The following is a 17,247-nucleotide window of genomic DNA, read 5'->3' as shown; positions in this document are numbered from 1 at the left end:
CGTCGTCCTAAAACACGGGGTCCAGCGCCGGAAGCCCGGCGTCTGCGGCCTTCCTTATCCGGTCCAGCGCCGCCTCGAAAGCGAGACGCGTTGCCGGCTCGGCAGAGGGGGGCCCGGCGAGCACCACGTCGTAGGCGCCGTCGCGGCCCACCAGGGTGAGGTCGGCGGGGCCGGGATGGGCGCAGCCCTTGGCGCAGCCCGAGACATGAGCGGTGAGCCCGGCCAGCGGTGCCAGCGCCTGCGCCAGCCGGGCGGCGTGGTCGGGCACCGGCGTCGTGCCGGAGCGGCAGGCCGGAGCGCCGGGGCAGGCGGCGACCCTGCGGCGCGGATCGTCCGGTGTCACGATGAAGCCGGCTCGCGCCAACTCGGCTTGGAGAGCGGCGGGGCGAAGCGTGACGAGGGCGAGGCCGCGCTCGGCGCTCAGCCGCACGTCCTCCGCTCCCGCAAGCACGGCGACCCGCTCCAGCCGGTCGGCGGTGCAGCGCCCGAACGGCGCCTGGACGAGAAGTGCTGCTCTGTCCGCGCTCAAGGCGGCGAGCCCCGGCGCGGCGGGCGCAGGAGCGGGTGCGAGCGGCGTCAGTTCGAACGGGAAGAAACCGGCTGCCGCGGCGATCACGGCCCGCTCGTGGGTGTCGAGGTCGCGTATCCGGCGTCCACCGATCTCGGCGAAGGCGGCGAGCGCAAGGCCGATGGCGCCCGCCGCCCGGCGCTCGGGCAGCACGCCGCAGCGCAAGGGGCCGTCTTCAGTCGCAAGGCCGAAGGCCACTTGCCCCGGCCCTTCGGCAAACAGAAAGAAGTCCGCCTCGACCGTACCGAGGCCGTGGGCGCCGCCGCCGTCGATCGCCACCAGCGTCTTAGGAGGCAGACCTGGCACCGCGAGCCCCGCCGCCTCCACCGCGCGGGCGAGCGCCGACACGTCGATCCGTTCCGTGGGATCGAGGCCGGCGAGCGGCGCCGTCAGCGTCAGGCGCTGCGGGCCGCCATCGTCACGGGTATCGCCGAGGCCGGCTTGCGCCAGGGCGCAGGCGAGCCCTGGCGCGCTCGCCTCGCTGACGCCGCGGATCTGGAGGTTGCCGCGGGCCGTCACGTCGATATGGCCGTTACCGTGGGCGCGCGCGCCCTCCGCAACCGCGCGCAACTGCGTCGGCGTCAGGCGCCCGAGCGGCGGGTGGATGCGGGCGAGCAATCCGTCGCCGGTCGGCATCGGCCGGGCGAGCGAGGGGCACCAGCCGCGGCGGGCGCCCTCCGGCAGCATGCGGCGCGCGCTCATTCGGCGGCCATCATTTCGTCGGCAGGCGCCGCGTTGCGCCGGCTCTGCCACAGGCCGCGGGCGCGCAAGTCGTCGAAGCGCTCGAGGATGGCGCGAACCGCCTCCGGGTTGGCCGCCTTCAGGGCGTCGAACGTCTCCGGATCGGCGATCCAGGCGCCGTAGAGCTGGTCGAGGTCGGCGCTCGACACCGCATCGGTCGCGGCGGCGAGCACGAACACCGCCTCGATCCCTTGCGCGAATTCCTGCGCGCCGCGGTAGCCGTGGCGGAGCTGCGCCGCGATCCAGCGCGGGTGGCCGAGCCGGCCGCGGATCAGCCGGGCGATGTCCTCGCGGGCGGTGCGGGTGCGCGGCGCCTCCGGATTCGAGACATCGAGGCTGTAGAGCGCGGGCGCCCGCCCCTCGCCGGACGCGGCGGCAAAGAACCCACCCATGGCGTCCGCCGCCGCGTCGCCGTCGAGCAGGTCGCGCTCGGCGACATCGAAGGCGTGGACATACGCGTCCGCCGCCGCGACGCGGACGGCGAAATCCGCGTCCGGCGCCTCCGCATCACCGTAGGCGTGGGTGGTGGCGGCGAGATAGGCGGTGCCGAGGTCGCTCCGCCCCTCCCAGGCACCGTCGAGGGCGGTCTCGGCCGTGCCCGCCCCGTAGCGGCCGGGGGCCGCGCCGTAGATGCGGGCGGCGGACTCGCCCCGGCGGCGGGCGGCGGCGAGCGGGTTCTCCTCGTCCTCCTCCTCGCGGGCGGCGACGGCGCGGGCGGCGCGGTCGAGCAGCGCCAGGGTCTCGGGAAAGGTATCGCGGAACGCGCCGGAGACGCGGCAGGTCACGTCGATGCGCGGCCGGTCGAGAAGGGCCAGCGGCAGCACCTCGAAGCCGGTGACGCGGGTAGAGGCATGGTCCCAGACCGGGCGCACGCCCATCAGGGCGAGGGCATGCGCCACGTCCTCGCCGCCGGTGCGGAGCGTCGGCGAGGCCCAGAGATCCATGACGATGCGGGCCGGGTACTCGCCCTCGTCCTGAAGGTAGCGCCGCACCACGGCGTCGGCCGCCTTAGCACCGAGCATCGTCGCGGCGCGGGTCGGCAGGGCGCGCGGGTCGAGCGTCGTCAGGTTGCGGCCGGTCGGCATCACGTCGAGGCGCCCGCGCGAGGGCGAGCCGGCGGGGCCCGGCGCGACGAAGCGGCCGTCCAGCGCCGTGACCAGCGCGGCACGCTCCGCCTCGGCACTGGCGCGAACCGGCTCGGAGGCGTCGGCGGGGGCGCGGCCGAACACGTGCAGGCCATCGCGGAACGGGGTCTCCCCGAGGTCGCACAGATGCGCATCGAGCGCGGTGAGTGCATCCGCCATCGGCGTGTCGCCATCGACGCCGGCCCCTTCGAGCAGGCCGGCGGAGGCCGCCTCGTCGAGGATCGCCGTGGCGATCAGCCCGGCCCGGCGCGGATCGAGCACGCTCGCGGCGGAATACTCTTCGACGAGTTCGCGCAGCGCCGCAGCCTCGGGGGTGAGCCCGGCGGCGTCGATCGTCGGGGTGAGGTGCCCGAGGGCGATGCCGCCGAGCCGGCGCTTCAGCGGCGCGGCCTCGCCGGGATCATCGACGATGAAGGGATAGACCACCGGCAACGCCCCGACGGCGAGCGCCGGCCAGCATGTGCCTGAGAGCGCCACCGCCTTGCCGGGCAGCCACTCGGTGGTGCCGTGGGTGCCGAGATGGATCAACGCGTCGAAGTTTTTGCGCAGGCCGAGATAGAAAGCGAGGTAGGCGTGGGTCGGTGGCTCGTCGGGGTCGTGATAGCCAGCCTTGCGGTCGGTGCTCCGGCCGCGATCGGGCTGGAGGAAGAGAGTCAGTTCTCCGCGCTCGGCTTCACGCGCATCCCCTCTCCCCGCACGCGGGGAGAGGGCTTCGGCAACCCCGTCGTCGCCGAAGCGAGGCGGCAGCCGAGGATGAGGGGGCGGCTCAGAAGGAGGCTCTACTGTAATCGCCCCCTCACCCCCGCTACCGCTCGTCGCGCCGACGACGAGGTCGTCGCGACCCTCTCCCCGCGTGCGGGGAGAGGGGGTGCCGGTTGCGGCAGCACGCACCATCCGGAACCGGAAGGCCCCGTCGGGGCAGACCGGATCGTCCTCCGGCGCGCCCCAGCGCTCGGTGAGTTCCGCCCGGCGCTCATCCGGCAAGCCTTCGAACCACGCTGCGTAATCGGCGAGCGGTACGGCGAAACCCGGCTCATCGGCGGTGAGCGCGTCCATCAGCGCGCCCGCCCCCGGCAATTCGCCCGCGGCAAAGCCCGCTGCGGCGAGGTCGGCGGCGATGGCGCGGGCGCTGTCCGGCGTGTCGAGGCCGACCGCGTAGCCGGCCCGCCCCCCGCGGGCGGGATAATCGGACAGCACCATCGCCAGCCGACGCTGGTCGCGCGGCGTGCGACGCAGGCGGATCCAGGCAGCGGCGCGCTCGGCAAGCGCGGCGATGCCGGCGGGATCGGGCACCGCACGGCGCTCCGAAAAGCCCTCGACCGCCTCCGCTTCCTCCTTGAACGAGACCGGGAAGCCCGAGAGCCGTCCGTCGAATTCCGGCAAAGCCACCTGCATGGCGAGGTCGGAGGCGTTCATGCCGCGGCCGGAGGCGGCCCAGGCCGTGCGCGGGGCGCCGATCGTGTAGGCCTGGAGCACGGGGCAATCGGCGGCGTCGAGCACGAAGCCGGCATCGTCGCGGGCCGAGAAGGCGGTGGCCGCGAGCACGATGTCGGGCCGGCGCAGGGCCAGGGCCGCGCGAAGGACGGCGACGGCCTCCGGGTCCTTCAGGCTCGACACGGCGAGCGTGACGCTGCCGATGCCGCGCTCGGTCAGCGCGGCGGCGAGCCCCACGGCCGGCGCCGTCTCGCCGGAGAGGATCGCCGAGCGATAGACCAGCAGCAGCGCCAGGGGCCCCGGCCCGGCGGCTTGCATCGCCGTCTCGAGGGAGAGCGGCCCGCAGCCGGGGCACCACGCGAAGCCGCGCGGCAGCGCCTGCGGCGGTGCGGCCTCGAAGGCGGCGCCGGCCTCCGCCGCGAGGGTGCGCAGCAGGTTCTTCAGGTTCTCCGGGCCGCCCGCACGAAAGTAGGCGTCGAGACGGATGCAGGTCTCCGGCGGCAGGGTCGAGAAGGCGTCGAGGCGCGGGTCCGGCCGGTCGTCGCCGGGCAAAACCGCGAGCCCCACACCCTGCGCCCGTGCCGCCGCCGCAACGCGCTCGATGCCGTAGCGCCAATAATCGAGCCCGCCGAGGCACCGGATGACGCAGACCTTCGCGCGGGCGATCACCGCATCGACGTAGAGATCGACCGACATCGGGTGGCGCAGTTGCGCCATCTTGGCGAGCCGCAGCGACGGCAGGCCGGGCTCGGCTGCGTGTGCACGGGCGACGGCCGCGAGGTCCGTATCGGTAAATGACAAAAAGACGATCTCGCCGGGGCTCTGGCCGAGATCGACCGCCGCCTCGCCCTCGTCGAGGGAGACCGTATCGAGGCGGATCAGGTGCATGGCGCGAGCGCCCTCACGGCTCCAACGGGACGCGAGCCGGATGGGCCCGCTTGCGCCGGATGCGCCAGACCAGCCGGAGGAGCAAGGCGGCAAAAAGGACAACCGGCAGCCAGGGCAGGCTGGCGACGGTGAAGCGGAGGGCAGAGGCCGCGCTCTCGCCGAGGATCGGGCCGCTGCGGGCCCAGACCTCCTGCACCGGAGCGAAGGCGCCGGCCCGCGCCCGGCTGGTGCGGAAGTCCACCGTGACGATCTCGGTGTCCACGCGCTCGTCGAGCCCGCGGCGCGTCCCTTCCGACTCCTCGATCTGGCTCTGGACCTGCGCCAGCTCGCCGGCGATCTTGATCAGATCCTCGGCCCGGTTGTCCGGCTTCTCGGCGAGCGCGGTCAGGCGGGTGCGGTAGTCGTTGAGCTGGGTCAGCCGCCGGCCGGTATCGGCAATCGAGGCCGTCAGATCCTCGGCGCGGGTCGCCTGCTCGATCAGCACGACGTCGCCCGCCGCCTCGCCCGGCAGCGGACCGGTGACGAAGGCGACGTAGGCGGCGACCGCGGCGTGCGGCAGCCGCACCTCGATCTGCGCCTGCGGCGGGCTCGCGCCGTTGCCGTCCCGGATCGAGGAATTCAGCAGCGTGCAGGTCGCGGTCTCGTCGAGGCAGCGGTCGCGGGCGGCGGCGAAGTGCGGGGCCACCCGGTCCGGCCCGAGGCCGACGGTGAGGTCGTGGCGATAGGCGAGCTTGGCCGCGCTTCCCTCACGCGCGGCGGAGACGAAGGGCGCGGGCGCAGGGGCCTGGGCCATCCGCATCTCCGCGTCCGCCTCGCGCCGGCTGTTGGAGCAGCCGGCGAGAAGGGCGAGGACGGGGACCGCGAGCCAAAGCCCGCGCGGCAGTCGGCCTGCGGCCGCGCCCCGGCTCATCCGCGCAGGGCGGCGGCGACCGCAGCCTGATCGAAGCCTTTGAGGCCGATGACGACGAGGCGTCCGTCGCGCGGCTCCGAACCCTTCCACGGGCGGTCGTAATGAGAGGCGACGCGCCGGCCGACGCCCTGCACCACGAGGCGCATCGGCTTGCCCTTCACCTCGGCAAAGCCCTTGATCCGCAACACGCCCTCGGTCTCGGCGGCCTTCTCCACGCGGGCGGAGAGATCTTCCGGGCTGCCGGCGATGCCGACCGGGATCGCGACGGATTCGAAATCGTCGTGGTCGTGATCCTCGCCCTCGCCGTGATGCGAGGGCCGGGCGTCGAGGTCGTTCTCGGCCGCCGCTGCGATGCCGAGCAGGACCCGCGGGTCGAGCCGGCCGTGCTCGGTCGCGACGATCTCGACGGCGCGCGGCAGATGCGCCTCGATCTCGGCGCGGACTTGTCGGAGGCCGGCCTCGTCGAGCAGGTCGGCCTTGTTGAGCACCACGAGGTCGGCGCAGAGGATCTGGTCCTCGAACACCTCCTCCAGCGGGTTGTCGTGATCGACCGATTGGTCGGCCGCGCGCTGGTTGGCAAGCGCCTCGGGGTCCTCGGCGAACATCCCCGCGGCGACCGCCGGGCCGTCCACCACCGCGACCACGCCGTCCACGGTGACCCGCGAGCGGATCGCCGGCCACTGGAACGCCTGAACCAGGGGCTTGGGCAGGGCGAGGCCGGAGGTCTCGATCAGGATATGCTCCGGCGGCTCGGGCCGGTCGAGAAGCTTGGTCAGCGCCGGCACGAAGTCGTCGGCGACCGTGCAGCAGATGCAGCCGTTGGGCAGCTCCACCACCGAATCCTCGTTGCAGCCCTCGATGCCGCAGGCGGCGAGGAACGAGCCGTCGAAGCCGAGATCGCCGAACTCGTTGACGATGATCGCGAGCCGGCGCCCGCGGGCGTTCTCGACGGTGTGGCGCACGAGCGTCGTCTTGCCAGCCCCGAGGAAGCCGGTGACGATGGTGCAGGGAATCTTTTCGACGAGGCTCATGATGGGGTCTCCCCTCGGGCCGCCTTGAGCGGCGGGATGCGGGCCACGACGCCCTTGCGAAACGCCTCCGGCCGCTCGCGCCAGGGCACGACGCCGTCGGGGGTTTCGAGGTAGCGGCGCAGACCCGCCAGGATGGTACGGGCGGCGGTATCGGGGTCTTCGAGCGCGTCGAAGTCGCCGTAGACGTAGGTCCAGCGGTTCGGTGAGGCGACCGCCACGGTGCAGGGCCGCTTGCAGACCGAGAGGCACTCGGCCCCCTCGATCGTCAGGCCCGGCACGGGCGCGCGCCCGGCCTCCGCATGCAAAGCGGCCAGCAACTTGGCCCCGGCGCGTGGCTCGGAGGCATCGCCCGCCGCGCGGCAGGTGGTGCAGACCGACAGGATGGCGGTGTCCGAATCAGGCATTCGCGCGGGCACCCGCCTCGCGGCCGAACAGGCCCCAGGCCCAGCCATAGGCCAGCCCGATCACCGCCCAGAACACGAAGCCGATGGCGAGCGAGCGCGCGGCGAACTGCGCGGCCGTGGCCGGCGGCACCTGCGAGCCCACGGTGTCGATCGATTGCGGCGCGCCCGCGAGATGCGGCGCGACGATGAGGACGAGGCCGCCCAGGATCGTCAGCGGCACCCGCCGCACGGCGATCAGGTAGAGGCCGAGCCCGGTCGCCACCACCGTCATCAGCCACCACGCCTGGCGCAGCACGAGCGGCGCGGCGCCCATGCCCGGCAGTTCCGGCGGCAGGCCGATGGCGGGTGCCAGCGCCACCGCAAGGAAGCCGGCGATGCCGACGACGAGGCCGCCCTGCGGGGTCGGCTCGCGGCGAAGCGCCAGCATCACCGCCGCCAGAAGCAGCGCGTAGCCGACGCCGCCGACCAGCGTTGCGAGACCGGTGAAGGCCATGCGCTGCAGGCCCGGTGCGGGCTGCCACTCGTCGGCCTTGCCGTGGTCGTGCCCGCCCTCGCCGTGACTGTGCTGGGACGGCGCGTGGGCCGGTACGATCAAGGCGGCGAAGGGGGCGTCGGTTGTCGGTGTGAGGGCGGCATGCGCCCCCTCGCCCTCATAGGTCTCCGCTTGAAGGATCAGCGGGGAGGTCAGCGCGAGCTGAAGGCCCGTCGCGACGACGGACGCGAGGAAGCCGGCGACGAGCGCCGCCGACAGCAATCGGGTGATCATGGAACTGCTTGAAGCCGCTGGAACGCGGATCAGTGGCAGGGGAAGTTCTGCGCGTGGCGGAAATCGTGCGCCGCGTTGTGCAGCACGGTCGCCGGAGCGAAGCCCGCCACGAAGACGAGACCGAGGCCGAGGAAGGCGGCGACGAGAAGCGCGCGGGCGCCCTCGGCGGAGCGGGTGGTGGCCTGGGTCTGAAGGGTCGCAGTCGTCATCGGGTCACGGGCTCCGGCCGCCCCACCGGCGGCGTTCGAGAACAAAACTTCGCGGGACGGCAGGTCTCCTGGCTCGCGGCTGGTGTCGTGCCTGCCGCCTTCCCGGATCACCCGGTGGCTCGTGGCAGGAACTCGCCGCTTACAGTTGCGGGGGCAGCCGCGGAATCGAGGTTCTTGGAGAAACCTCTCACCGCATTCCCTTTTCACCCCGTTGCCGGGGCACCGTCACGGGCCGCTTGTAACGCGGAGCGGCCAGCCTTGCAAAGCGCCATTGCGTGAACGGACGCCCCCGGTGCAAACCGGCGGTCATGACGGAGGCTGCACCCGACCGGATGACCCTGGTGCTCGGCGGCGCGCGCTCGGGCAAGAGCGCCTATGCCGAGCGGCTGATCGAGGCCTGTCCGGCTCCTTGGCTCTACATCGCCACGGCGCAGGCCTGGGACGAGGAGATGCGCGTCCGCATCCATGAGCACCGGGCGCGGCGCTCGGGCTCCTGGCAGACCCTCGACGTGCCGACGGCCCTGCCGGAGGCGGTGGCCGCCGCGACCGGGCCGGTACTGGTCGATTGCCTGACGCTCTGGCTCACCAACCTGCTGCTGGCCGAGGCCGATCTCGAAGCGGCCACCGACGCCCTGGCACGGGCCTGCGCCGCGGCGCCGGGCCCGCTGGTGCTCGTGGCCAACGAAGTCGGCCTCGGCATCGTGCCGGACAACGCGCTCGCCCGCCGCTTCCGCGATGCGGCCGGGCGGCTGCACCAGCGGTTGGCGCGCGACGCCGACCGGGTCGTGCTCACCGTCGCCGGCCTGCCGCTGACGGTCAAACCCTCACGCGAGAATCCTTGATGACCGAAGACGATACCCGCCACCGCGAAAAGATGGCCAAGCGCAAGGCGGTGCAGGACGCCGAGGTCGCCTCGAAGAAGATCGAGAAGGGCCTGCTCATCGTCCATACCGGCCCCGGCAAGGGCAAGACGACCGCCGCGCTCGGCCTCGTGCTGCGCATGCTCGGGCGCGGCCACCGGGTCGGCGTGGTGCAGTTCATCAAGGGCGCCTGGGACACCGGCGAGGCCCGCGCGCTGAAAAACTTCGGCGATCAAATCGCGTGGCACGCGCTGGGCGAGGGCTTCACCTGGGAGACGCAGGACAAGGCCCGCGACATCGCCGCCTGCGCCAACGCCTGGGACACGGCCAAGACGCTGATGGCGGATTCCAGCATCCGCCTGCTCGTCCTCGACGAGTTGAACATCGCCCTGCGCTACGACTACCTCGACCTTGAGGCGGTGCTCGCGGACCTGGCCGCCCGGCGCCCCGACCTCCACGTCGTCGTGACCGGCCGCAACGCCAAGCCGGCGCTCATCGAGGCCGCCGACCTCGTCACCGAGATGGGCAGCGTGAAGCACCATTTTTCCGCAGGCGTGAAGGCGCAGGAGGGGATCGAGTTTTGAGTTCGCGCGTCGTCGCGCGATTCTGGATTCCAAACCCAATCTGATTGACGCGGCAAAGGGCTGCTCAGGGCGGAAAGCAGATGTTGATGCCATGACTGCGAGCGGACACGTCGCATTCATTGCATCGGAAGCGCACGAAACCAACATCGGTCAATTGACCTGGCCGACGGCGTCCGCCTCATGGATCCATGACGCAAGTTTCTGAGCCGTGGATCGGCCGCGAATGTGGGATGTCCGCCTACATCCGTGACCATGACTGGAGCGCGACGCCGCTCGGCCCGGTCGGGCGGTGGACGGAGCGTTTCAAGCTCATGGTCGAGCAAGTGCTCGCCAGCCCCCTCATATCGGGCCTCACCTGCGGACCCGAGCGCATCCTCGTCTATAACGAGGCGGCCGCGCGGCTGTTCGGGGACCGACACCCCGGCGCACTCGGCCGTCCCATGTCCGAAGCGTTCCCCGACACGTGGCCGGTCGTCGCCCCCCTCTACGAGCGTGTGTTCCTAGGGGAGAGCGTGCATGTGCCGGCTCAACCGTTCGACCTGGGCGGGAGCGAGGTGTTCGACACCTACCTGACGCCCATGCGGGACGAAGCCGGCGCGGTGATTGCGGCACACATGGTCGGCTTCGAGATCGGCGGCCGGTTGCGCACCGAGGCGGCGTTGCGGGTGAGCGAGGAGCGGCTCGCGCGCGCATTGGAGGCGGGCGATGTCGGCGTGTGGGAGATCGACCTCGCCACGCTGGACGCTTGGCGCTCACCGCAGCACGACCGCATCTTCGGGTACGAAGCACTCCTGCCCACGTGGACCTACGACACGTTCCTCAATCATATTACGCCGGAGGATCGGGACTCAGTCGACGCCTGCTTCCGAGACGCCATCGCCGCGGGCGGGCAGTGGAACTTCGAGTGTCGAATCCGGCGCGCGGACGGCAAACTCCGGTGGATTGGGGCGCAGGGTCGGATCGATCCCGGCGCGGGACGACACCTCCGGCGCATGAAGGGGACGGTGCGCGACATCACGGAGCGCAAGAGTTCCGAGGCGGCTCTGCGCGAAAGCGAGGAACGGTTCCGCGGGCTCGTCGAGGGCTTCGGCCAGTTCAGCTGGGAGGCGCACCCAGACGGGTCCATCGTCGCCGACAGCCCAGGCTGGCGCGCCTTCACCGGCCAGCGGCTGGACAAGTGGCAAGGCTACGGCTGGCTGGATGCGATCCATGTCGATGACCGGGCAGCGACCGAACAGAAGTGGCGCGCGGCGGTCGCCGCGGGGAGCGCGGTCGATGCCGAGTATCGCTTGTGGCACGCGTCCAGCGCGTCGTGGCGGTGGTCGAACGTTCGCGTCGTGCCGATTACGCGCCCCGACGGCACAATCCGTAAATGGGCGGGAGTCAACATCGACGTCAACGATCGGTGCATGCTGCAGGCACGCCTGGAGGTTCTGGTCAACGAGTTGCAGCACAGGGCGCGCAACCTGCTGGGTGTCGTCGCCGCTATCGCCGACAGGACGGTCAAGCGCGGCGGGTCGGTCGAAGCGTTCGAGGAACGGCTCCAGGCGCTCAGCCGGGCACAGGGCCTGCTCAGCCGAAGCGGCAGCGATACCGTCGAGGTCGGTGCGCTGGTGCGGGCGGAACTCGCTGCACACGTGGACGAGTCATCGGACCGGATTGAGGTCGGCGGGCCGCCGGTGCTCCTGACCGCGCGGCAGGTGCAGAACTTCGCGCTGGCCCTACACGAGATGGCCACCAACGCCGTCAAATACGGCGCACTGAGAAACGATACCGGCCGTCTCGCCGTCACTTGGGATGTGACACGGGATCAGCGCGGACGGCCTCGGTTGGTTTTAAGCTGGATCGAGACCGGTATCCGCGTCGATCCGGGGCAGACCACGCGTCGCGGCTACGGCACCGAGCTCATCCAGCAGGCCCTGCCCTACGCGCTCCAGGCGAGCGTCGGTTATACGCTGGGCGAGAATGGCGTGCGCTGCCAGATCGACATGCCGATCACTTGCCCTGTGTAAGCGACAACACCCTTACGAGGATGGAGGATCGCGGATCGAGCGCTTCCAGAGCCTGCAATGCCCGACCTTGCCCAGCCTCTTGCCGGCCGCTTCATTCTGGTGGTCGAGGACGAGTATCTGATCGCCATGCACCTGAAGCGCTGGCTCGAGGAAGCCGGCGCGACCGTGATCGGACCTGTGCCGAGCGTGGATCGGGCGCTGGACCTGATCGAGGATGTCACCCTCGATGCGGCGGTGCTGGACGTGAATCTCGGCGACGGGGATACGGTGTACCCGGTGGCCGAGACGCTGACGGGTATCGCCGTGCCGTACCTATTCGCCACGGGGCAAACGGAGCGGTCTCATGCGAACAACCGTTGGGAGCAGCCATCTCTGGCGAAGCCCTTCTCGAAGGACGAGTTACTGCGCACACTGACCGGGCTAATGACATCCCCACGACAATCCTCCTGAGGCGCTCTCCGTCGTTTGCCCGGGGGGATGTGGTCCATGATCGGCTGAGATCTTGATGGACTGCTGTGGGTCGAAAGCGGCGACCTCTCATGGTCAAGCGAATTGAGTTCGAACTCGGGAACTTGCCATGGACGTCCGCCCGATCCGCACGGACGCCGACCTGACCGAGGCCTTGCAGGAAATCGACCGGCTCTGGGGCGCCCCTTTGGGAACGCCGGAGAGCGATCCCGTGGAAACCCTTCACTTCGCCATCGGCGAGATGGGGCGCTCGGTGGAAACTGCCGATCGACGCCCTGGCGAGACCGTATCGCTTCGAGCGGGACGCGGCCTGAGCCGCGCCCCTCATCCGCAAAAACTCAGTACTCGACGATGTCTTCCAGCGCGTAGTGCTTCACCGTCTTGCGGTTGGCGATCAGCTCGTCGATCGTCGGCTCGCCCTTCATGGCGCGGGCGATGGCGAGCTTCGTCGCCTCGTAGTTGGTGCGGTAGAGATCCTTGCGGTCGAGATTCTCGTCCTTGCCGCAGCGCTCGTCGAGCCAGATCGTGATGATCATGCACAATTCGTCGAGGCCGTCCTTCGGCAGGATGCCCTCGATCACGCAATCGACGATCGCGTCACCCGTGGCCGCCTGAACCACGCCGCCGAGAAGCTCGGCATACTCGGCGGTGTGGATCGTAACCTTGGTGGTCATGATCGTGGAGGGGCGCACGAGCTGGTTGAGGTCGCGCACCACGAACATGCGGGTATGGCCCTGCACCTGCCCCAGCATGCTCGCGAAGCCGTGGCCCACGGGGCCGCGGGTGGAGCCGATCAGCACCTCCGGCATCGCGTCGGTGAACTGCCCTTCGGCCGCGAGCACGGTCGCCTCGCCGGTGCGGAACCAGATCTCGGACATGTCGGTCATCCCTTGGATTGTCGTACGGCGTCGCGCCCGGCGGGCGTTCGGCGCGCAGACATCATCCCCGGCCCGCCGCGTCAATCGTCTTCGCCGGGGCCCTCTCCGAGCCGCGCCCCTGGTCCGGGCCGGAGAAAGCCTCCATGTGGGGTTCGGCAAGGATCGGAAGGATCGATTCGATGAGCGAGCCCGGGAAGGGCAGTGGGTCAGGCAGCGAGCGTGGCTGGAGCCTGTCCGCCAGGGCGGAGGGCGAGGTCGTTCGCCTGGAACTGGGCCTGCCCGATCTCGGCGGACGCCCCGTCACCGCGATCCTCAGCCTTGACCGGACGGAGGCGCGGGCCTTCGCCCGGGCGCTGCTCGCCGCGGCGGGCGACGCGACCGAGCGGACCTTCGTCGGCCCTCAGGAACCCTGAGCGCGCGCCCGATCAGCGCTGGTTGCGCCGTCCGGGCAACCGCGGAACCGCCGTGCCGCGCGGCTCCACCGGGGCGTCGCAGGCGTAGGCGAACTCGGTTTGCAGATCGCTGAACACCGTCTCGCCAGTGATCTTGCAATCCTCGCGCACGGTCTCGTCGAGATAGGTACGCGCCGCCGTGCGGAAACGCGCGGCCCGAGACTCGGCGGGGGGACGCCCGTCGCCGATCCGGCCCACATCGCAGCCGGTCACCTCGCGCAGGGCGTTCGAGACCACCAGAACCCGGCGGCGCTGGCGATTGTCGTAGACCTCGTAGGGCTCGTTGCAGCCGATCGTGACGACCTGCGGCACCTGGGTGACGTAGGTCTGCGAGATGTAGCCGAAGCCGGTGCAGCCCGAGACGGCGAGGCTGCCGCCCAGCACGAGCGGAAGCGCGAGCCACCGAACCGTCGTCGCCATCTGCCGCCTCATACGGTGCCATCTCTCCCGCGACCGGCAGGAATGGACGCATTGAAACGGTCCAGCTTGCCCGGTCAAGCCGGCCGCGTTCCGGATCGCTCCGACGAGGCCACTCGGTACGGGCTCGTGACGGCTCGCTGCGGAACGGACCGGCGGGGCCGCCGCGTTGCCCGCCGACAGCGGGCGGCGGGACAGGAAGAGGGACGGCAGGGCATGGTGGAAATCCGGCACGACACGGTGACGGCGAACGGCGTACAGTTGCACATCGCCCGGGCGGGAACCGGTAGCCCCCTGCTGCTGCTGCACGGCTGGCCGGAATTCTGGCTGACCTGGGAGCCGGTGATGGCCCGGCTCGCCGACCGCTTCAGCCTGATCGCACCGGACCTGCGCGGCTTCGGTGCCAGCGAGAAGCCCGATCCCGGCCCCTCGGACAAGGCCGGACCGGAGGTCCACGCCGCCGACATCGTCGGCCTTCTCGATGCTCTGGGGCTCGCACGTGCGGGAGTCGTCGGGCACGATGTCGGCGCCTATGTCGGGCAGGCCCTCGGGCGGTCGCATCCGGACCGGCTCACCGGGCTGTTCTTCTTCGATTGCCCCTATCCCGGCATCGGCCCGCGGCTGGCCCGACCGGAGATGCTGGCCGAGATCTGGTACCAGTCCTTCCATCTCAAGCCGTTCGCGGCGGATGTGGTCGGCGCCAGCCGCGAGAGCTGCCGCGCCTATATCGGCCATTTTCTGCGCCACTGGGCCGGCGGGAATCCAGCTGCCTTCGACGCGGTGCTCGACGCCTTCACCGACAACTTCCTGGCGCCCGGCAACCTTCAGGGCGGCTTCAACTGGTATCTGAGCCAGCAGGCGGGGCGGCTCGCCATGCTGCGGGGCGAGACCCCGGCCCTGCCGCCGATCGATGTGCCGACCTGTATCCGATGGGGCACGCAGGACCCGCTCTTCCCCTACGCCTGGACCGACCGGCTCGGCGAGACCTTCTCCGATCTCGACCTCGCCCCGTTCGAGGGCGCAGGACATTTCCCGCACCGGGAACGGCCTGAGGCAGCCGCGGAAGCGATCGCGGGATTCTTCGCGCGGCTGGAGGCTTGAGCGCAACGCGCCCAGGTTTCGAAGAAGCGATGCCCGTCAGCGATGCCCGTCGCCGCGTTCTCGGCCTACCGGGCGCGAGCAGAGCCGGGAATTCCGGGGCCGCCGCTGCACGAGCAAAACGCGCGGTGTATTCCAAAGATTGCTGCGAGAAGGACAACAATGATCGAAACCGGGAGAGGTCCCCGGTCAACCGATCATTCACAAATGTCATTGCTTAGTTGTTCCAACGCCACGTGGCGACAATTCCAAAAAAAGCTGGGGGGCCGATGCGCGTCCGGAGTCTCTTCGTCTCTTGCATCGCCACGCTCAGCCTCGTGACGGCGGGTTCGAGTTCCTTCATCGCCTGGCAGGAATGGCAGCGCTGGTCGCAGGCGGACGAGGCACGTCATCTCGTCGGGGTTCTGGGCGAGATGGCCCGCTTCAACGAGCGCCTCGCGCTCGAGCGCGGCTCCTACAACCAGCTCCTGCTCCTCGATACCGCCGACCAGGCGCCGATCCGGCCCTCGGCCGAAGCGAACCGCAAGGCGACCGAGGCCGTCATCGGGCGGGTCATGGGTGCCGTCGCGACCATGCCGTCCGACAAGCGGACCGTGATCGAGCGCGCACTGCAGCCGGCGATCCGCCAGCTCGAGGACGCGCGCGCGGCGGCCGACAGTGAGATCGCCAAACCGCTCAAGCAGCGCGACGAGCAGGCGGCGAAGAGCTTCCAAAAAGCCATCATCGCAGTCGTCACGCAGAATGCGAAGACGCTCGGGACGGTCGAGATCGATGTGATGCGCAAGAACCCGGACATCGCCCGCGCGGTGCCGGTGATCAGCCTCGCGATGGAGTTGCGCGACGTCGGCGGCAGCCGCTCCGCCTGGTTCAGTCAGTACGCGGGGAGCAAGCAGCGCTTCCCGCCGGCCCTGGTCGTCCAGGTTCACGAGATGGACGGCCGGATCGATCAGGCTTGGCAGCGGCTGCAGCGCAGCGTGCTTCAGGTCGAAACGGAAGGCCCGATCGTCGAGGCGCTCAGGCTGGCAGAGCGCAGCTTCATCGCAGATCCGGGTAAGGTGATGGCCGCGATGTTCGCGGCCGCCCGGGATGGGACCGAGCCGCCGATGGGCCTCCCGGAGTGGCGCCCCTATACCGTCAACGCACTCCAGTCGATCCTGACCATCAGGGATGCCGCCCTGACATCGGCGCTCGCCACGGCCGACGAGACGATCGCCTCGGCGCTGCCGCGCCTCGCCGTAGCGGGTGCGACCCTGCTCTTCGTCATCCTCTGCACCTTCGGCATCGTGGTCTTCTTCACGCGCCGCGTCGTGCAGCCGCTGGCCTCGCTGGCGCGGACCATCACGCAGCTCGTGGAAGGCGCGCGCGACGTCGTGGTGCCCGGCACGGAGCGCCGCGACGAGATCGGCGAGATCGCCCGCGCGGTGGACGTCCTGAAGGCGCACGGCGCCGAGGCGGAGCGGCTGCGGGGCGAGCGCGAGGGCCTGCGGCAATCCGCCGAGGTGGAGCGGCGCCAGAGCCTGGAGCGGACGGCGGACCAGTTCGGAAACTCGGTCGGCGGCATCGTGGGCCAAGTCGCGACGGCGGCGGGTTCGTTCGAGGCCCAGGCCACGACCCTGGCCGGCACCGCCCGGGAGGCCGACCTGCGTTCGGCGGAAGCCGCCCGGCTCTCCCGCTCGGCCTCGCAGAACATCGAGGCCGTGGCCGCGGCCGCGGAGGAGCTGTCCGCTTCGATCGATCAGATCCGCGGGCAGGCGCGGGGGTCGTCCGCGGCCGCATCGGAAGCGGCTCAGCAAGCCTCCGAGACGGAAGCCAAGGTCGCCGACCTCGGCGGCGCCGCCGCGCGGATCAGCGAGGTGCTCGGCCTCATCCGCGGCGTGGCGGAGCAGACGAACCTGCTGGCGCTCAACGCCACGATCGAGGCGGCACGCGCCGGCGCGGCCGGCAAGGGCTTCGCCGTCGTCGCCGCCGAGGTGAAGGCGCTGGCCGGTCAGTCGGCCCGGGCGACCGACGAGATCGCGGCGCATATCGGTTCGGTCCGCGTGGCCACGGAGCAGACGGTGCAGGCCATGGGCAACATCACGCAGGCGATCCGGCGCGCCAACGGCATGGCGGACGCGATCGCCCACGCCATCGACGAGCAATCGACGGCGACCCAGGAGATCGCCCACAACATCTCGGCCGCCTCGCACGGCATGCGCTTGGCCACCGGCGAGATCGAATCCGTCATCGGCGCCTCCAGCGCCACGGGGCGGGCAGCGGACATGGTGCTGCAGGACGCCATCGCGCTGAACGGGCAGTCCGCCCAGCTCCAGAACTCCGTCCAGCACTTCGTCGGCTCGATCCGGGCCTGACGGGGCGGGACTGACGCGGCGGCCGGGTCCG

At 71.0% G+C, this 17,247-nt stretch carries 16 protein-coding genes and 1 riboswitch; of the genes, 7 read left to right on the top strand and 9 right to left on the bottom strand.

The features are described 5' to 3' along the window. Window positions 1–7: 7 nt before the first annotated feature. From cobG to J2W78_RS21390, 7 genes are read right to left on the bottom strand one after another with little or no spacing between them, the layout of a single operon-like run. A complete protein-coding gene (gene cobG, locus J2W78_RS21420; protein WP_253373610.1) occupies window positions 8–1,270 on the bottom strand; it encodes a precorrin-3B synthase in 1,263 nt (420 codons plus the stop codon). Further along, window positions 1,267–4,776, bottom strand: coding sequence for a cobaltochelatase subunit CobN (cobN, locus tag J2W78_RS21415; RefSeq protein ID WP_253373609.1), 3,510 nt, complete (start codon window positions 4,774–4,776; stop codon window positions 1,267–1,269). Before cobN ends, cobG begins: the two co-directional genes overlap by 4 nt. 13 nt (window positions 4,777–4,789) lie before the next feature. After that, entirely contained in the window at window positions 4,790–5,686 is an 897-nt protein-coding gene (locus tag J2W78_RS21410; RefSeq protein ID WP_367399388.1) for a DUF4349 domain-containing protein, read from the bottom strand. Continuing rightward, a complete protein-coding gene (gene cobW / locus J2W78_RS21405; RefSeq protein ID WP_253373607.1) occupies window positions 5,683–6,717 on the bottom strand; it encodes a cobalamin biosynthesis protein CobW in 1,035 nt (344 codons plus the stop codon). Before cobW ends, J2W78_RS21410 begins: the two co-directional genes overlap by 4 nt. Next, entirely contained in the window at window positions 6,714–7,121 is a 408-nt protein-coding gene (locus tag J2W78_RS21400; RefSeq protein ID WP_253373606.1) for a DUF1636 family protein, read from the bottom strand. Before J2W78_RS21400 ends, cobW begins: the two co-directional genes overlap by 4 nt. After that, complete coding sequence (locus J2W78_RS21395; protein ID WP_253373605.1) at window positions 7,114–7,887, bottom strand: CbtA family protein; 774 nt, start codon at window positions 7,885–7,887, stop codon at window positions 7,114–7,116. Before J2W78_RS21395 ends, J2W78_RS21400 begins: the two co-directional genes overlap by 8 nt. Window positions 7,888–7,916: 29 nt before the next feature. Then, on the bottom strand, window positions 7,917–8,096 hold the full coding sequence (locus J2W78_RS21390; protein WP_253373604.1) for a CbtB domain-containing protein: 180 nt from the start codon (window positions 8,094–8,096) through the stop codon (window positions 7,917–7,919). A gap of 41 nt (window positions 8,097–8,137) precedes the next feature. After that, a riboswitch (cobalamin riboswitch) is annotated at window positions 8,138–8,338 on the bottom strand. Between the two features lie 66 nt (window positions 8,339–8,404). Between J2W78_RS21390 and cobU the strand changes: the two genes are divergently transcribed. From cobU to J2W78_RS21370, 4 genes are all read left to right on the top strand, one after another. Further along, complete coding sequence (gene cobU / locus J2W78_RS21385) at window positions 8,405–8,938, top strand: bifunctional adenosylcobinamide kinase/adenosylcobinamide-phosphate guanylyltransferase (protein ID WP_253373603.1); 534 nt, start codon at window positions 8,405–8,407, stop codon at window positions 8,936–8,938. Continuing rightward, window positions 8,938–9,540 carry a cob(I)yrinic acid a,c-diamide adenosyltransferase gene (gene cobO / locus J2W78_RS21380; protein WP_253373602.1) on the top strand — a complete coding sequence of 201 codons (603 nt, stop codon included), beginning with the start codon at window positions 8,938–8,940 and terminating at the stop codon, window positions 9,538–9,540. Before cobU ends, cobO begins: the two co-directional genes overlap by 1 nt. Window positions 9,541–9,770: 230 nt before the next feature. Continuing rightward, window positions 9,771–11,552, top strand: a complete 1,782-nt coding sequence (locus J2W78_RS21375; protein ID WP_253373601.1) for a PAS domain-containing sensor histidine kinase — start codon at window positions 9,771–9,773, stop codon at window positions 11,550–11,552. Between the two features lie 57 nt (window positions 11,553–11,609). Next, window positions 11,610–12,002, top strand: coding sequence for a response regulator (locus J2W78_RS21370; RefSeq protein ID WP_253373600.1), 393 nt, complete (start codon window positions 11,610–11,612; stop codon window positions 12,000–12,002). A gap of 356 nt (window positions 12,003–12,358) precedes the next feature. Here the strand turns inward: J2W78_RS21370 and fae are convergent, their stop codons facing one another. Next, window positions 12,359–12,898 (bottom strand): formaldehyde-activating enzyme, encoded by a 540-nt coding sequence (gene fae / locus J2W78_RS21365; protein WP_253374111.1) that lies wholly within the window; start codon window positions 12,896–12,898, stop codon window positions 12,359–12,361. Between the two features lie 179 nt (window positions 12,899–13,077). Between fae and J2W78_RS21360 the strand changes: the two genes are divergently transcribed. Beyond that, window positions 13,078–13,311 carry a hypothetical protein gene (locus J2W78_RS21360; RefSeq protein ID WP_253373599.1) on the top strand — a complete coding sequence of 78 codons (234 nt, stop codon included), beginning with the start codon at window positions 13,078–13,080 and terminating at the stop codon, window positions 13,309–13,311. Between the two features lie 12 nt (window positions 13,312–13,323). On the opposite strand, the gene J2W78_RS21355 is transcribed toward J2W78_RS21360, so the two are convergent. Then, on the bottom strand, window positions 13,324–13,770 hold the full coding sequence (locus tag J2W78_RS21355) for a hypothetical protein (RefSeq protein WP_253373598.1): 447 nt from the start codon (window positions 13,768–13,770) through the stop codon (window positions 13,324–13,326). A 213-nt stretch (window positions 13,771–13,983) separates the two neighbouring features. On the opposite strand from J2W78_RS21355, the gene J2W78_RS21350 reads away from it, so the two are divergent. Both J2W78_RS21350 and J2W78_RS21345 read left to right on the top strand, forming a co-directional pair. Next, on the top strand, window positions 13,984–14,868 hold the full coding sequence (locus J2W78_RS21350) for an alpha/beta fold hydrolase (RefSeq protein WP_253373597.1): 885 nt from the start codon (window positions 13,984–13,986) through the stop codon (window positions 14,866–14,868). Between the two features lie 266 nt (window positions 14,869–15,134). Further along, window positions 15,135–17,216, top strand: a complete 2,082-nt coding sequence (locus J2W78_RS21345) for a methyl-accepting chemotaxis protein (protein WP_253373596.1) — start codon at window positions 15,135–15,137, stop codon at window positions 17,214–17,216. Window positions 17,217–17,247: the final 31 nt, after the last annotated feature.

The organism is Methylorubrum extorquens (assembly GCF_024169925.1).
Lineage (GTDB): Bacteria > Pseudomonadota > Alphaproteobacteria > Rhizobiales > Beijerinckiaceae > Methylobacterium > Methylobacterium extorquens_A.
This window is presented reverse-complemented; position numbering and strand designations above follow the sequence as displayed.

Excerpts from the sequence above, each read along its gene's own strand:
- cobN (WP_253373609.1), bottom strand. The coding sequence starts at position 4,776 with ATGCACCTGATCCGCCTCGATACGGTCTCCCTCGACGAGGGCGAGGCG.
- cobW (WP_253373607.1), bottom strand. The coding sequence starts at position 6,717 with ATGAGCCTCGTCGAAAAGATTCCCTGCACCATCGTCACCGGCTTCCTC.
- J2W78_RS21375 (WP_253373601.1), top strand. The coding sequence starts at position 9,771 with ATGTCCGCCTACATCCGTGACCATGACTGGAGCGCGACGCCGCTCGGC.
- cobU (WP_253373603.1), top strand. The coding sequence starts at position 8,405 with ATGACGGAGGCTGCACCCGACCGGATGACCCTGGTGCTCGGCGGCGCG.
- cobO (WP_253373602.1), top strand. The coding sequence starts at position 8,938 with ATGACCGAAGACGATACCCGCCACCGCGAAAAGATGGCCAAGCGCAAG.
- J2W78_RS21390 (WP_253373604.1), bottom strand. The coding sequence starts at position 8,096 with ATGACGACTGCGACCCTTCAGACCCAGGCCACCACCCGCTCCGCCGAG.
- J2W78_RS21360 (WP_253373599.1), top strand. The coding sequence starts at position 13,078 with ATGAGCGAGCCCGGGAAGGGCAGTGGGTCAGGCAGCGAGCGTGGCTGG.
- cobG (WP_253373610.1), bottom strand. The coding sequence starts at position 1,270 with ATGAGCGCGCGCCGCATGCTGCCGGAGGGCGCCCGCCGCGGCTGGTGC.
- J2W78_RS21370 (WP_253373600.1), top strand. The coding sequence starts at position 11,610 with ATGCCCGACCTTGCCCAGCCTCTTGCCGGCCGCTTCATTCTGGTGGTC.
- J2W78_RS21345 (WP_253373596.1), top strand. The coding sequence starts at position 15,135 with ATGCGCGTCCGGAGTCTCTTCGTCTCTTGCATCGCCACGCTCAGCCTC.
- J2W78_RS21410 (WP_367399388.1), bottom strand. The coding sequence starts at position 5,686 with ATGAGCCGGGGCGCGGCCGCAGGCCGACTGCCGCGCGGGCTTTGGCTC.
- J2W78_RS21400 (WP_253373606.1), bottom strand. The coding sequence starts at position 7,121 with ATGCCTGATTCGGACACCGCCATCCTGTCGGTCTGCACCACCTGCCGC.
- J2W78_RS21395 (WP_253373605.1), bottom strand. The coding sequence starts at position 7,887 with ATGATCACCCGATTGCTGTCGGCGGCGCTCGTCGCCGGCTTCCTCGCG.
- J2W78_RS21350 (WP_253373597.1), top strand. The coding sequence starts at position 13,984 with ATGGTGGAAATCCGGCACGACACGGTGACGGCGAACGGCGTACAGTTG.
- J2W78_RS21355 (WP_253373598.1), bottom strand. The coding sequence starts at position 13,770 with ATGGCGACGACGGTTCGGTGGCTCGCGCTTCCGCTCGTGCTGGGCGGC.
- fae (WP_253374111.1), bottom strand. The coding sequence starts at position 12,898 with ATGTCCGAGATCTGGTTCCGCACCGGCGAGGCGACCGTGCTCGCGGCC.